Source organism: Sporosarcina sp. A2, from assembly GCF_050858885.1.
Taxonomy (GTDB): domain Bacteria; phylum Bacillota; class Bacilli; order Bacillales_A; family Planococcaceae; genus Sporosarcina.
The window spans coordinates 2,139,439-2,155,166 of sequence record NZ_CP193898.1 but is presented as its reverse complement, the minus strand read 5'-3'; the positions used below and the strand labels follow the sequence as shown (position 1 = coordinate 2,155,166).

Genomic DNA, 15,728 nt, shown 5'->3' with positions numbered 1-15,728 from the left:
GAGGAGGTACATAATTGGCAGAACGTATACAAGGACTGTCCATAGAACTAGGATTAGATACGATTAAAATAGACAGTGGTTTAGGCGAATTGAAACGAAAACTATCCGTGGTCAATAGCGAAATGAAATCGAATATGTCTGCCTTAGACCGTGGCGAAAAGTCTGTAGCAAAGTACGAGACTCAAATCACTGGACTCACCAGGAAACTTGATGTTCAAAAAGCCGCATTAGCAAACGCTAAGAATGAATACGACCGCATGGTTGAAGTACACGGAGAAGGTTCGAGACAAGCCGATCTAGCCGCGGCTGCATACAACAGACAAGTTGCCGCAGTTAATAACCTAGAACGCAATATCGAAGGGTTGACGGACGAACTTGAGCAAATGCAGGAACAGCAACGCGTAGCGGAGTCAGGTTGGACGAGGTTCGGAGATAGCATGCAAGGTGTCGGAGACAAGATGAAGGCAGCCGGCGGTAAAATGAAGGACGTTGGAAAGTCGTTATCTATGTACGTCACCGCTCCACTCGTTGGTTTTGCTGCAATTGCGGCGAAGACCGGTATAGACTTTGATGATTCCATGGCTAAAGTTCAAGCTGTCTCTGGCGCGACTGGCCAAGATTTGGACAAGTTGAGAGATAAAGCTAAGGAAATGGGCGCCAAAACCAAGTTTAGTGCTAGTGAATCTGCAGAAGCGTTGAACTATATGGCTATGGCTGGATGGAAAACAACAGACATGTTAGACGGTTTAGAAGGTGTAATGAACCTTGCCGCTGCATCTGGAGAAGACTTAGGTATTGTAAGTGATATCGTAACTGATGGACTCACAGCGTTCGGGTTGACAGCGGAAGACTCTGGAAGGTTCGCGGATGTGTTAGCTGCGGCTTCTGCAAACGCTAATACAAACGTAGGTATGCTCGGTAAGTCTTTCGAATATGCCGCACCGGTTGCGGGAGCACTAGGCTACTCCGTGGAAGACACGGCTGTTGCGTTAGGATTAATGGCGAACGCAGGTATTAAAGCTGATAAAGGTGGTACCGCGTTACGTTCCATGCTTACCAATCTAGTGACACCGAACAAGAGAATGACTGCAATTATGAATGAATTGAATATATCGTTAACGGATTCTTCGGGGAACATGAAGGATCTCGATGAAATAATGGGAGATTTACGTGTAGGTTTCGGTGGTTTAACAGAAGACCAACAAGCTTCATACGCAGCGATGTTATTTGGTAAGGAAGCTATGTCAGGTGCATTAGCTGTAATCAATGCTTCTGAAGCGGATTACAATAAACTCACAAAAGCAGTAAATGGGTCCACTGGCGCGGCTAAAGAAATGGCAGGCATCATGGAAGGTAAGTTAGGCGGAACCATTCGAGAAATCAAATCAGGGCTTGAGGGGTTCGCTATTTCTATGTATGAGCAAATGTTGCCCACATTAGAAAAAGCGGCAGATAAAGTAAAAGGCTTCGTTGGTTGGTTGAATGACCTATCCCCTGCAGCTAAAAAGACCGCGTTAATGGTGGGTGCGTTTGCAGCCGCGATTGGTCCTGTGCTGATAGGATTAGGGACACTAGCCATCTCGCTAGGTTCTGTTATCGGATTCATAGGTTCCGCTTCTTCCGCTATCGCAATCATGGGTACCGGCGTAGCAGCTGCCACTCCATTAATTGGAGGATTAGCGACTGTCTTCACTGTGTTAACGGGTCCAATTGGTTTAGGGATAGCAGCAATCGCTGGTATTACTGTTGGAATCGTGGCACTTGTTAACCATATGAAGAAAGACGCAATACCGGAAATAGACCGTTTTGGTGGTGGTGTTAGTAAAGCCACAAAAGAAGCACTCGGAGGATTCTTCGAACTTTCTGATGGAGCTAGCCAGCAGTTGTCTGACCTCACAATCAATAGCACTAAAATAACAGCGGACATGGCTAACGAACTTGCGACTAAGTATCGCAGCATGAACGGTGAAATACTAAATGGAATGAAAACCCGTCACTCTGAACAAATCAAAGACATGGAGCACTTCTTCCTAAATAGTTCAGCTCTCACTAGTGAGCAAGAGGAAGAGATTGTCCGTAAACAGAAGGTGCGGAATCAGGCGAAAGAAACTGATCAGAAGGGTTATGAGGAACGCATTTCAGCAATCCTGAAAGCCGCTTCAGAGGGTAAGCGAGAACTTACCCAGAACGAAAAAGACCAGATTAACGCTATACAACAGTCGATGAATGAAAACGCTGTGAAGTACCTGACAGATAACGAACGCGACCAAAAAGTTATCCTGGAGAACATGAAGAATCAAGCTGGTGACCTGTCTGCTAGGCAAGCGGCTGAAGTCGTGAAGAACTCTGCTAAGTCTCGTGACAAAGTTATCAAAGACGCTGACACTCAGTTAAAAGAAACAATAGGTTTCGCAATCCAACAGCGTGACGAAATGGGAACAATTAGTGCTGAAGAAGCAGATGCCATTATACGTGAAGCTCAAAAGAAACGTGATGAATCTGTCGGTCACGCTAAAAGCGCACATAAAGAGGTTGTTGCTGAAGCGAAACTACAGGCAAAAGAACACGTTGATGAAGTAGATTGGGAAACTGGCGAGATCAAAAGCAAGTGGGAAATATACAAGACCGAAGTGGGCAAGCGCGTCAAAGAGTCCGGCGAAGGTATTAAGAAAGACTTCTCTGACATGTGGACGAAAGTTAAGAAAGACACCAGCGACGGCGTGAAGAAGACGAAGGACGACTGGAACGCTTTGACCACTAGCGTGAAGGACTACGTAGGCGACATGGCGACTAAAGGCGTCGAGCGCTACACGAAGTTCCGTAACGATATGGACGTAGTAGGCGGAGCGATCAAGACCACCGCAACGAAGAAGTGGGACGAAACAAAGACCAACGTAGTTAAATCGGTGACGGGGATAGCGGTAGACGGGCTGAAGAAGTACGAAGAAATGAAGAAAGGCGTACTCGATAAGACCGATCAGCTCAAGTCTTCCGTATCGACGAAGTGGGGCCAGGTGAAAACTTCGATCACCGACACACTGGACAAGACGAAGACCAAAGCCTCGCAGATCTTCACAGACATAGTGGGCGGCGCCACGGCGCTTCCGGGTCGAATGAAAACGGGTATCCTAAGCATGGCTGACAGCGTGGTACAGGGGATTAAGACGATCGGCCAGAAGATGGCGAACCAGTTTGGCCGGATCATAAACGGGATCATAGGCGGGCTCAACACGATCACGGGTAAGCTGGGAATCAAGTCAAAAGTAAGCACCTGGACCGTGCCGCAGTTCGCAAACGGTACAGACGGGCACGCTGGAGGCTTGATGGTAGTAGGCGATAAGCACGGCCGCGAACTAGTCGAGCTGCCTAACGGAAAGACCTTCCTGAGCCCTGACACAGACACGCTGCTGAACGCCCCTAAAGGTACGCGCGTAATACCTAACAAGATCACGGAAAAGTACCTCGCAGGTGACATCCCTCACTTTGCTAAAGGGACCGGCGTAGGCGGCTGGCTGAAAGATAAGGCTTCGAGCTTCGCAGGCGCTATGAGCAACATATGGGACCATGTGAAAAACCCGGCAAAGCTGCTGGATCTTATGCCCCTTCCGAGCTGGGATGCTGGAGGCGGCGGGTTCGCTGACGTAGCTAAGGGTGCACTAAGCATGGTGAAAAGTAAGGCAGTAGAATTTATTAAGAACGCTTTCAGCAAGTCGGAGGGGCAACTAGGTCCTAAAGGTGGATTTCCTTCACCATTCCGATTAACAAGCCGTGCAGGGTGGCGCATTCATCCAATCTTCCACACTCGTAAATTCCACTACGGAGATGATTGGGCAGCACCTGAAGGTACGCGTATTCCATCAAGAGGAAACGGACGTGTTGTTCATACAGGTTACCATAGCGCACTCGGAAACTACGTGGACGTACAGTCAGGAGAGTACAAGTTACGCTACCAACACAACTTGAGAAACTTGGTTAGTAAAGGGGACCAGGTAACTAATGGACAAACACTCGGACTAGTCGGGCGAACAGGTGACAGCACAGGTCCACACTTGCACTTTGAGACACGTAAAAATGGTGCATTCGTTGCACCTAAAGATTTAGGGTTTGCATCAGGCGGGTTAATCAATCGTTCGGGTATGTACAATCTTGCAGAAGAGGGACATCCAGAGTTTGTTATTCCCACTGCACCGAACAGACGAACGGACGCCATGAAGTTACTTGCGCTAGCGGGTAAGGCTATATCGGGCGGCGGCAATAAACGTCCGAATCAGTTAGGTAGTTCTGGTGGTGGAGTGTTTGAACAGATGCTAGGTGCATTGATTGAACAGAGCCAAATGCAAGCTGAACAGATTGCGTTATTGACTAAGTTGGTATTGAAAGATACCAACTTGTATGTAGACGGACAAGAACTCGGACGCGCGGTTGCTCCAGGTGCGAGTCAGGGCATGCACGATATGACCAATATTAAGAACGCAATAAGGGGGTACTGATATGCAAATATACGACAACCAACGCAGACAAATTAGTTTAGAAACTCTCGGGTTGATTGGATTGAAACTGCATGTCAGTCCACCGAGTTTTAACCGAGAAACTGAACACGTTCCGGGTGTTGGTGAAATCACGATTGAGCGGACATTGAATCCGCGTCAGTTAGAAGCTGAACTGTGGATGAAATCACGTGACTTGGAATCCTCTCGACAAGATCGCGACAAACTTTATTCAATTCTCGGACGATACCCTTTCTTCTATATAAGCGACATACCTGGAAAGCTGTGGCGTGTCGTTTTAGACGATTGGAACATAGAGCGAGTGAATGGAAGGGTGCAAGAGTTAACCCTCCCTCTCATTGCTTCTACAGGTCGTTCGGAGTCGTTGAATGAGATTAAGAGGGCGTACACAGGTAATGTCGTGTTGTTTGATAATCAGGGAACTGAACCCATCGAGCCAAGATTCCAAAACGAAACATCTATAGAAGTAAAGGGTGCATCCACTGGACTTACTATCACGAATGAAATGACCGGTGATGTGTGGAAGTATACAGGCAACACGACAGCAAGCGATGTTGTATTGCTAAAGGGCGTGGAGTCGTTTAAAAACGGCATTAGTATCTTCAAAGATACAAATAAAAAACTCCTAACGTTTGCTCCAGGAGTTAACAAGCTAACAATAAGCGGTGCGCCATCGGTTAACTTAACGATTCGCACACGCTTTTATTTTTTATAAGGAGGGATATTTATGAATGAAAAGAACATATCAGAAATTGACGCAAAAGAAATTGTGCGGAAGATAAACGATTTACCGAACAATGAAACGGATAAAAATATGAAGATTAGTCTCGGCAGTACTTCTATTGAACATAAGGGCAATCAAGTATTTATTTCAGCACCCAAAGTGACATTTGATTAAGATAAGGAGGGCGACCGATGAATCCAAATGAATACATTCTCGACATTGACATAAAAACGCCTACTTATGTAGACGAACCACAGATTAAGCAGAACGACACAGTTGATTTCACCATCAATATCACAGACAACGGGCAGCCGTATGATTTAACAGGCGTCTCCACTGTAGCGATTGCATTCGAGCGTGCGGACGGCGTAACAATCAGTTACCCGATTACTAAGGACCCGGGTAACCAGGTCAGCTTCCAGACAAAAACCTCTGCTGTCTCCGTTGCCGGTAAGGCGAAAGCAACCGTGCAAATGTATGACGCGGACGGTCGAGTATCCACATTTACTTTCAATCTATACGTGGAGAAGGATCCGACCGGGAAGTATAATCCCGGTGATGGTGAGAAAACACTGATTGAGGTTGTGTTGGGTGATGGACCGTTGGTGATTGCGGAAGCTCAGACCGTTACTGCAGAGACACTTGCAGCTAAAGGGGCAACTGAAGCGGCAACTATCCTCACAGAAGAAGCAACCGCATCTGCACTACTCGCTAAAGCCGATACTGAAATAGCGACATTAGCAGCAAACGAACGGGTAGAATACATCGATGGTAAGAAACCTTTAATCGACCAAGCTATCACAGATTCAGGAGTTGCGAAAACGACAGCTGAAACAGTACGTGGTGAATTCGAACAAGTAATTGCGGAAGCAGGTAGTAACAACCCAGAGGTCGTAAATGCCCGTGGAGAGTTCGTGAATCTGCGTCAACGGCTGGACAACACTGCTACCCAGTTGGCTGATACTCTTACATCTAAAAATATTAAATTGAAAGGTATTACTCCACAACTATCCGATTCTTCGGGGTACTATCCTTTGTGGGTATCGGATAGTGGTAGAATATACGCTAGTAGATATGGTTTGGTTTTATGCGTGTCTACTAATGGTGGGGAAAGCTACACAGACGTACACAAATTTGATAGGCGTATACAGTCAGTCAGGGAGATGGGTAATGGAGAATTGTTCGTCGGCATTGACTATCTAAACGATGTGACACCAGGGGAGGACTTTGTAAGTAGTGGCAATCAAACGATATTCACAAAGGTCTTAACACACTCCGTAAACTCTAGGCTTTACGGAGCATGGAACGTGAACGTGCACGGCAATTTCGTCATCGTCGGAGAATACGGAAATCAAGGAAAAGCGCAAAAAGTTTGGTTGTCTGATGACTACGCTAAAACATTCACACAGATTTTTGACCTTGCGGAATATGCGAGCGTTCCTTCTGCGGCACATCTACATGGTGTAATGTACGATAAATATTGGGATAGGATTTGGATTATCTATGGTGACGGTGCGATAGACGTTAATGACAATCAAGGTGGCTATTACTCTGACGACAGAGGTATAACTTGGACTAGGATGCACGTAGGTAATCAGTTGCTCAACATGTTCGCCTTGGAAGATTGTGTTTTATTCTTTTCGGATTCCGCACCCAACGGGATTTATCGCTACGAAAGAGATAGCAAGGACAAGCAACCGCAGATTGATTTTGTTTACCGCACAGACAATGACGAACACTTTATAACTCACCTATGCACAAGTACATTTCGTGTGAATGATAACGAACCCTTATTTATGGGTTTTAAGACAACTGCCGGTGGTGTGTTGCCTCCGTTTGTGTTGGCGACATATAACGGTTTAGACTTTTTTGAAGTGTGGCGTGACGAAGTGGCTCAGACATCTGATACGGATGTTAGCTTTTTACATCTACCAAAAGAAAATAAAGTAATAGGAACTACCGCAAGGGATAGCAGGTTTATCAATGGTTCTAAAATAGAGTTTGGATTAAGAAAAGAAAGAGCGGAAGTGGCGACTACCGTACCCACATCTATCAGAAACACTTTTGTAGATGTCAGAAATTTAGGTGTTTTAGGCGATGGGACGAACGAGCGGAGGATGATGATAAACGCCTTTAGATATGTTTCTAGCATTAGATCAACCCTTTACATTCCTAAAGAAATGACTATTACAGTTGATAGACTAACCGTAAAAGATTTAAGCGACTTTGATCTGTATTGCGCCGGAACTCTTAAAATTGCGGAAATGAACACAGGTTCTAATGGTGCGTCGCTAGAGTTGGTAAATTGCCAAAACGTAAATATTACACAGCTTAACACCGAAGGAAATACAAACCCTCTATCGCCATTGCAAAATGCTTTAACTATTACTAATAGCGAGTATGTTAACGTTAATGATTTTAATGCTTTTAATACAAGCGGAAGCGCTTTAGTAATTGATAACTCTAAGCATATCCAAGTTGATGAAGTATCGGTAAAGTCCGAGGATAAAGGGTTCGATACAATATTAATAAGATCAGGGGAAGATATTGATATATCCAACGTCTATTCGGATGGACACGGAACTATCAACAACTACGAAATCAGCAACATAAGGATGATACCTGCAAGCGTTAGTGTGGTCTTAAAGAATATTAAATTTAAAAATATTAACATCAGGTCTGCAAGTCGAGCCGGATTGACTATAAAAAACACAGTAGGCGCTACTGTTGAAAATATCGAATTTGACGGTTTGAGTATTACAAAGAAGCCAAACTACACAGGGTACGTGAACCTAACAGAAGGTGCTTATATTATGAACTTGACAGGTGTTAAAAACCTCAAACTTAAAGCAGAAGTCAAAGAAGAAAAAACAACAGGTTACACAGGTACGGGATTGCATGTAGATGATGTAACCAACTTTGACATTGATTTAAGTGTTAAAAATTCAAATATCGGAAGTATCATAGGTGCGAAAGGCTTAACGAACGGTACATTCAAAGCCGAATTTGACGAATTAGGCTTCGATGCCGTTCGTATAACAAAATCAGAGGATACTCAATTTAGTTTGAAGGTTGGGGAATACTCAAAAGGCACAGCTAGTAGGTACGCTATAACAACAACTGGATCTACTAAAATCTTAAAAAATGTAAAGTTTCACGATAGCTATTTCAAAAAGCCTGCTAACTCTAATAACAATATACTTTTATTAGATGCGGTTAATACTAATGTAAACTTTGTCGACAATGACTTCAGCGAGTGGGATGGTATGACAGGTAATCAAAAGTTAAATATCAATACACTAGGAGTCAAAAGAAAAAACAATCTAGGTGTTAACAATTCGAGTGGTGCACCTTTACTTAGTCACTGGACAGTTGGTGATATTGTTTATAATACGACACCCTCCGCATTAGGTTATGTCGGATGGGTTTGTACAATATCAGGAAATCCGGGTACTTGGAAAGGCTTCGGTCTTATTCAAGAGTAGGAACATACTGCGAAGTAAAAGAAAACGAATAACACCCTAACCGGCGTTCTTTTTATTAACGCATAATGTGTTGTTGAAAGAATAGTGGTGGGTTATTATGAAGGATTTCATCCCTACTTTGTCGAACAGTAGATACAAAAGGGAGGGATGTTAGATGTCTATCGGTCTAAATAAAGATGAGATTGTCGAAATTCTGAAAGAAAACAAAGAAATACAGTCGGAAGCAACAGATGGTTTATTCCATAAAATTGCAGAAGTAATTGAGAAAAACAACAAAAAAATTGAAGAAGAAATCAATAAACCGAAACACGCAACTTTCGGTTAAAGCCATAGCATGCTTTCAGGTGCTAATTAATGTACAAACTAGAACGTCCACATTGGGCGTTCTTTTTAATTCCAGGAGGTGACAACATGTGCTAACCGTTACCCATAAGAACAACACGAAACCACTCAATCAAATAACCGGATTTGAAATGCAAGAAGAAGTGAATGGAGCCTTAACGGTTTCGTTTACTTCTTTTTATGTGGAGAACAATCCTGGTCATGAGTTATTGCAAGAAGAATCTCTATTAGATGTTGAAGGTTACGAGTTTCGAATCAAGCAGCTGAAAGAATCCATTAACCGAAAATCCGTGACCGCTCTGTCAAGTTACTTTGATAATTCCGGTGTGATTCAAACGGAAATATATGGTGGGACTCGAACGCTTTCTGAGTTCGTCATGTTCGCGCTAACCGGAACAGGATGGACATTCACTATTCAAGGTTCACTTGGATCCGCGTTGATTCCGAATTTCGGGAATGACAACGCGGTAAAACTAATCGAACAGATATGCGCTGCGTTTGAATGCGAGTTTCAAATCATGCCTGGCAAGCAATTAATATTTGCAAAACAAATTGGACCAGACAACGACTTTCAGTATCGCTATAGACACAACGTTAAAACCATTAGTAAATCAGTTGATACCTCGTCCATGAAGATGAAGATTACGGCACGAGGGGCGGACGGATTAGAAGTTAAATATACGTCTCCGAACGCAAGTAAGTTTCCACACTTGGGCGAAGCGGAATCAGTTAGTGACGAACGGTTTACAATCCCGGAAAATTTACTGGAATACGCGAAGAAGCAATTGAACGACTACCCCCAAACAACTATAAAACTAGACTCTGTGGATGTGAAAGAACGCGCACTAGGTGAACGCGTATGGCTGATATATGAACCACTAAACTTAGAGTACCAGACACGCATCATGTCGAAGAAGTCAGTACTTCGTAACGGGAAACTCGTTACAGCTACAGCTACAATTGGAAACATCGTACCGCGTGACTTATCCGATATTCTTACACAGCAGAAAGTTGAGATTGATGAGAATAAGAAGGAAACACGTAGTCGCTTCGAGCAAACGAATGACCGCATTACGCTTGAAGTTGAAACTATTAATGAATCGATTGCCACAATCGATATTAAAGCAGACAACATCATCCTCTCTGTGGAAGCCGTAGAACGTTCGGTTGCTGCAGTAGATATTAAAGCGGACAGTATTTCATTTTCTGTCACGCAATTAGGTAGCCGCATTTATAGTGCGGAGTCTCAACTCACCATCCAAGCCGGACAAATTAGCAGCAAGGTGAGTCAGACCGATTACAACGGCAACACAATCGCGTCTCTAATTAATCAATCTGCTTCCAATGTCTCTATAAGCGCGCAATCCATTGACCTTCTGGGAATCACGAACGTAGCTGAATCACTGTTCATAGGGAACTCTTATAGGGATTCTGCGGTTAAATCGATTCAATTTCGCGGAAATGCCGGTGGGGTGAGTATCAGCTCTGCGCAGCTAGACGATTTGACCATAAATGCAGTGAACCGGTTGACGCTATCCGCAAACATAATAGACTTCGGCAGCGCTAATGTACAAGGTCTCTATGCAAGATTCGGATAAGGAGGTGAGGGCATGCCAGCAACACCATCCGTCACCTTATCGGTGATTAGTTCCACTACGGTGATGGTTCAAGCAACAGCCGGTGTCGATACAAGTCACCTACAGTTTGACCGGAGTTGGGTGTCAAACAACGGAGGGTCCAACGACTTTGAGGTTGCGTGTCCCACAGGTCAGACGACAACACAATACTTCGCGATGCCGACTGCACCAGGTAGTTATACAGTTTCCGTCCGTGCAAGAATAGGCAGTACGCCAAGTAGTTGGGTGAGTCGTGGTTTTGTTGTAGAAGATACAACACCACCGCCTGACCCAGAACCTCAACCAGATCCAGACCCATCAATAACGAGTTTATCTGTTGATGGAGAAAACGCAGTATACGCGAGTTGGTCAGTCTCTAACACTGCTTATATGCGCTCTACTAACTCGATGTACGTTTATTTATCAGGGCCGGGCGGTAGTGGACAGTATGGGCAAGGGTATTTATCAAGCTCAACGCGATCATGGAGCAAAGGAACGGATGGCGCGGGGAATGCGTTCGTTGTCGGTCAAATCTATACGATATGGATTTATGTATATAACAACAGCGGTCAAAGTTTCAGTGCTAGTCGCTCATTTGTGTTCACTAAGTCGAAACCGATTCCATTTAACTGGACCAATGCGAAGACAAGCGGTGGAATGTACAACCTGACGGCCATTGAATGGAACGGTTTACTGGATAAAGTGAATGAGTTCCGGGGTTACAAAGGACTTTCTCAACTTACGTTTAATCGTTCGGTTGGTAGTGGTGCAATCAGTGGTTATATCGTTCTAGCGGCTAGCAGTTTCAACGCTGCAGCCAACGCGGTCAATGGAATGTCCCCATCTACAGGAAGCCCGACAGCATCAACCGATAATATCGTTACAGCATCATCGTTAAACGCACTACGCAACGCATTAAACTCTATCTAAAGGGAGCGGATTAAATGAAATACGTAATGAACACATATCAAGGACTTAAAATCACACTCACAGAAGAATTCAAACCGGATGATTATTTAGCGACAATTAATAACGACCGTGTGGAATCTGTAGCTATCGGAAATGTATCTATGATGAAACACAACATCCAGACCATTGTCCCGGAATACGAAGAAGCGGAAACTCCAGCGGGAGAGAAAGTCATTATTTATTCTAATCAACACAGTGAACCGATTATCGCAAATGTGGTAGGTTTTGACGCTTCCGCAATCACGAAGAAAGTAAATGATCGCATTCCATTCATTCAAATTGGTGATGTAATTATAAACCGGAACGACTACAGCCTAGTGATGCCGCAACAGTAAAGCCAGAGAAAAAGGGGTAGTGGGGTGAATTATGGATAAAACAGAGGAGGAACTAACGATGCTCGAGAGACACGATGAATTGATACACCATGACATTTTGCCACGGTTGGAGAAGGTGGAGAAGGCGCAAGTGGATTTCAGTACACAGGTTCAAACGATTGCGGATCAAGTACAGGATATTAAATCATCACAAACAAACTTAGAACTCACGGTTATGAAAGATGGACAAGAGACACGCGGGATTCTGAATAAGTTCGTTGACCATTACTTCGCAGCAGACAATCAGCGCATGGAAACTCAGCGTGATGTAATCCACAGGGATGAACGGATAACACTCAAGCGACTTTCTACACGCGAGAAGATTGTTCTAGGTATTGTCGGAGCAATTGCCGGTTCAGGTGGAGTTTTGGCCGGAGTTGCCGGGTTAATGCAACTACTCAAATGAGGAGAGATAATCGTGGACGATAAATTAAAACAGTACACCGGATTTATGGGGGGCGCTCTTGGGGGCGTCCTCTTATTTTTGCAGTCGCTAGGTGTTGAGTTGACACATTTCAATAATGATTCAATTCAAGCGTTTACAGATATGTTACTAACTTTCATACCACTAATTCTTATTGGATATGGCGTGTGGAAGAATCAATACATCATGACGGATAAAGCGAAGAAACAAGAAAAAGAACTGAAGCGGAAGGGGTTGAAATAAATGGCGTATACGATTGTCAACAAATTCATTCCCGAAAGTAAGTACAAGCTGAAAGCGCCCTATTCAATGACACCGCAATATATAACCATCCACAACACGTACAATGACGCGTCTGCACGAAATGAAATTGCGTACATGAGTGGGAATAGTAACGTAACCGGCTACCACGTAGCGATTGACGATAAAGAAGCTGTACAAGCTATCCCGTTCAGTCGTAATGCTTTTCATGCTGGCGATGGACAAGGTAACGGAAACCGAAAGTCTATCGGTATTGAAATCTGTTACTCAAAGTCAGGTGGTCCACGTTACTACGCAGCAGAAGCGAACGCAGCGGAATATGTAGCTGGTGTACTCACTCAATACGGATGGGGTATTGACCGCATTAAATGGCATCGTGATTGGTCGGGGAAACATTGCCCGCATCGGATGATTGATGAAAAGCGTTTGGATCTATTCAAGAATACGGTAAAAGCACATATGGACGGAAAGGTGAATGTTGCAACGAAACCGAAACCACAGGAGGTGCTACCATTGGACAAGCAAAAAGACGCTAAGGCAAGTGCATCCCTCGCGAAAGACGTGGCGAGAGGAAAAGAGTTAGGCATCTCAGACGGAACATATTTACACCGTACAGCAACACGCGAGGAAGTTATTGCGATGATTGTACGGTCTGTTGATAAGAAATAGGTCGTTGACCGTATAATCAGAAAATGATAATATAATTTTGTTGGTAACCCAGCTGCATGTCTTCAAGTGTGGTCTGCCTAATTTATATATCTTGAAGACCGAAAGCACCCTATCCATTGTGGACGGGGTGCTTTTTTTAATTCTTCCAATGATTAATCACAAAGTCGGAAACAGTATCCTGCACTTTTTCCGCACCCACCTTAACCTCATCGACTAGATAGGAGAGTAATGCAGTGTATGAAATCCTCTCACTGTACGGATTTCCCGCGTTGATGTATTTCAAAACTCGCTTCAATTCCTTCATGCGTTCTTCATCCACATTCGCTTCTAAATAACCTTTTACGAAATCGTTCACGAAATCCACATCCCTAACCGTTGCATCCACTAATAAGGCGCAAGCCTTAGAAACAGAACATCCCATAGCAAACGCAACGCCTTCTAAGTCGCTGTGCATCTCCTGTGAAACGCGTGTGGATATTCGTATAGTCTTACTAGTCGAACCCCTACGACCTACTGGCGTGCGATTGTTGTCACCCATGTATACAGTCTGATTGATCCGAACATCCCTTAGGAAATATTGCGACAAGTGATCCAGCGGCTTTTTTCGGTTGCTACCTTCTATTAGTATGGATTCAATTACGTTTTTAATTGGATTGTCTGTTATGAAGGACAGGCGATAGATGCAGTCTCGCAATTCTAAGGTGACAGTCGGGTTGATACTTCGCTTTTTATCGCTTCTAACCTTCCTCTTCCCCACTCTCTCATCCCCTCTTTTCGGCCTTTACCCTTACCACGGTGTGGAAGTGTGGTAGCCATATCCCATCATACGGTGGGGGAGGGGAGAGTATTCCTACTTCTTCGTTTTAGGCTTCTTCCTCAATGGAATACTGTATTTTTCCGCGTTCTTAATGATAGCTTCAGCTAATTTAGTGGTATCCTTCTTACTCATAGCAATCACTCCTTTAAAAGAAGTATCGCCAGTTAGGAATAATCTATACACTCCTGCAGTAAGATGTAATACCAACGCAATACACAGCAGCCGGAAAACACCGGAGATATGACATGCGTATTACAAGGAGGAGTTAGAATGAGTAAACTAATCTTAGGTGTCGATGCTGGAAACTACATGGCGAAGGTTGCAGGACCTTACGGGATTGATTCATATAGAACAGCAATATGTGATTGGTTCGAACGCGACATTGTGGAAAGCCATGGCTCGGATGATATGGAGTTCGATATTGGAGGGCGAAAAGGATTCGCAGGATCTATTGCGGTGTACGAAGATGAGTTCGGTGGTTCGGCAATGTTCGGAGATACGAAAGCGCATGAAGATACGAAAATCAGAATCCTGTTGGCCATCTATCGTTACGGTAAGAAATACGGGATTGATATAACAGAAGTTTCTCTAGTTACAGGACAACCGATTGTTTCCCATAAGCCAGCGGATAAAGAGAAGATACAGCAGATGCTCGTAGGAACGCATACAATGACCGTGAACGGTGATAGCTTGTCTATCAATATAGTTGATGCAGGAATAGGTGCAGAAGGTTCGGGAGCGTTTTGGAGCAATCCAGAAGGGGGTACGACTCGGATAATAGATGTAGGAAGTGGAACGGTGAATGCAGCTACGATTATTGATAAGCGGTATATCAACAATGCGAGTGACACGTTTAACTTCGGAATGGAAACGGTGAACAACAAAGAGGACCTAGCCAGTGTCGCCCGTGGAATCATCCGCAACACGACACGCTTAAAGTGGCACAGGGACGATAAGGTGTTGGTGTGCGGTGGCATTGCTAAAGACATTCATCCACATATAGAATCTCACTATGGAAACGCTGTGCTGTTGCAACCTGTATTAAATGAAGGAAGTTCGGTAACTGTTGCAGATCCGGTGTTCGCAAATGCGATTGGATTCTATAAACTTGCTCGGATGAGTTTCGCATGAGTCGTAAGATAAAGCCAGTTAGTTTTAATAAGGTGAGTGAGTACGATTCTAAGTTGTTGGCGTATGCGGAATCAAAAGAACGCGGTAACTTCTCGCAGTATGTGAAACGGTTGATTGATGCCGATATGAATAAGACGCCTATGTATGTGCCGGCTGCGGTTGTGCCCGAGCCGACTGATGAAGATGCTGAAGCGATGAGTGGGTTTCTGTAATTGGTGGCATATATTTTGGCATATTATTGTTTTAGAAACATCTAAAAGAAGGTTATCCCAATTGTCGATAAAGCGCGAAGTGTAAAGGTTTTACGCAAACTCTTTAGAGTTCCTTCTATATATTAAGCGACTCCCACCGTCTCCATACTTTTTGTCACAGCAACGTTTAAACGCTTGGTGGCATCAACATTAAACA

14 protein-coding genes are annotated in these 15,728 nt (G+C 44.1%); 13 read left to right on the top strand and 1 reads right to left on the bottom strand.

Features of this window, described 5'->3' with window-relative positions:
• Positions 1 to 14 precede the first annotated feature (14 nt).
• From ACRPI0_RS10790 to ACRPI0_RS10740, 11 genes are all read left to right on the top strand, one after another.
• Positions 15 to 4,490 (top strand): phage tail tape measure protein, encoded by a 4,476-nt coding sequence (locus ACRPI0_RS10790; RefSeq protein WP_432352657.1) that lies wholly within the window; start codon positions 15 to 17, stop codon positions 4,488 to 4,490.
• A gap of 1 nt (position 4,491) precedes the next feature.
• Positions 4,492 to 5,223 carry a phage tail domain-containing protein gene (locus ACRPI0_RS10785; RefSeq protein WP_432352656.1) on the top strand — a complete coding sequence of 244 codons (732 nt, stop codon included), beginning with the start codon at positions 4,492 to 4,494 and terminating at the stop codon, positions 5,221 to 5,223.
• A gap of 12 nt (positions 5,224 to 5,235) precedes the next feature.
• Complete coding sequence (locus ACRPI0_RS10780; RefSeq protein WP_432352655.1) at positions 5,236 to 5,406, top strand: hypothetical protein; 171 nt, start codon at positions 5,236 to 5,238, stop codon at positions 5,404 to 5,406.
• A gap of 17 nt (positions 5,407 to 5,423) precedes the next feature.
• The gene (locus ACRPI0_RS10775) at positions 5,424 to 8,717 is read left to right on the top strand and encodes a BppU family phage baseplate upper protein (protein ID WP_432352654.1); all 3,294 of its coding nucleotides are present in this window, start codon (positions 5,424 to 5,426) and stop codon (positions 8,715 to 8,717) included.
• A 154-nt stretch (positions 8,718 to 8,871) separates the two neighbouring features.
• Entirely contained in the window at positions 8,872 to 9,042 is a 171-nt protein-coding gene (locus ACRPI0_RS10770) for a hypothetical protein (RefSeq protein WP_432352653.1), read from the top strand.
• A gap of 88 nt (positions 9,043 to 9,130) precedes the next feature.
• Positions 9,131 to 10,657, top strand: a complete 1,527-nt coding sequence (locus ACRPI0_RS10765; RefSeq protein ID WP_432352652.1) for a phage tail protein — start codon at positions 9,131 to 9,133, stop codon at positions 10,655 to 10,657.
• A 12-nt stretch (positions 10,658 to 10,669) separates the two neighbouring features.
• A complete protein-coding gene (locus ACRPI0_RS10760; RefSeq protein ID WP_432352651.1) occupies positions 10,670 to 11,605 on the top strand; it encodes a hypothetical protein in 936 nt (311 codons plus the stop codon).
• A gap of 14 nt (positions 11,606 to 11,619) precedes the next feature.
• The gene (locus tag ACRPI0_RS10755) at positions 11,620 to 11,979 is read left to right on the top strand and encodes a hypothetical protein (protein WP_432352650.1); all 360 of its coding nucleotides are present in this window, start codon (positions 11,620 to 11,622) and stop codon (positions 11,977 to 11,979) included.
• Positions 11,980 to 12,010: 31 nt separating this feature from the next.
• Complete coding sequence (locus ACRPI0_RS10750; RefSeq protein ID WP_432352649.1) at positions 12,011 to 12,424, top strand: hypothetical protein; 414 nt, start codon at positions 12,011 to 12,013, stop codon at positions 12,422 to 12,424.
• Between the two features lie 12 nt (positions 12,425 to 12,436).
• Entirely contained in the window at positions 12,437 to 12,685 is a 249-nt protein-coding gene (locus ACRPI0_RS10745) for a phage holin (RefSeq protein WP_432352648.1), read from the top strand.
• Positions 12,686 to 13,372 carry a peptidoglycan recognition protein family protein gene (locus ACRPI0_RS10740; protein WP_432352647.1) on the top strand — a complete coding sequence of 229 codons (687 nt, stop codon included), beginning with the start codon at positions 12,686 to 12,688 and terminating at the stop codon, positions 13,370 to 13,372. It abuts the gene before it with no gap.
• Between the two features lie 136 nt (positions 13,373 to 13,508).
• Here the strand turns inward: ACRPI0_RS10740 and ACRPI0_RS10735 are convergent, their stop codons facing one another.
• Positions 13,509 to 14,129: a hypothetical protein gene (locus tag ACRPI0_RS10735; RefSeq protein ID WP_432352646.1), complete on the bottom strand. Its 621-nt coding sequence runs from the start codon at positions 14,127 to 14,129 to the stop codon at positions 13,509 to 13,511.
• A 330-nt stretch (positions 14,130 to 14,459) separates the two neighbouring features.
• On the opposite strand from ACRPI0_RS10735, the gene ACRPI0_RS10730 reads away from it, so the two are divergent.
• Entirely contained in the window at positions 14,460 to 15,320 is an 861-nt protein-coding gene (locus ACRPI0_RS10730) for a ParM/StbA family protein (RefSeq protein WP_432352645.1), read from the top strand.
• Positions 15,317 to 15,532: a hypothetical protein gene (locus ACRPI0_RS10725; RefSeq protein WP_432352644.1), complete on the top strand. Its 216-nt coding sequence runs from the start codon at positions 15,317 to 15,319 to the stop codon at positions 15,530 to 15,532. Before ACRPI0_RS10730 ends, ACRPI0_RS10725 begins: the two co-directional genes overlap by 4 nt.
• The last annotated feature ends 196 nt before the right edge of the window (positions 15,533 to 15,728 follow it).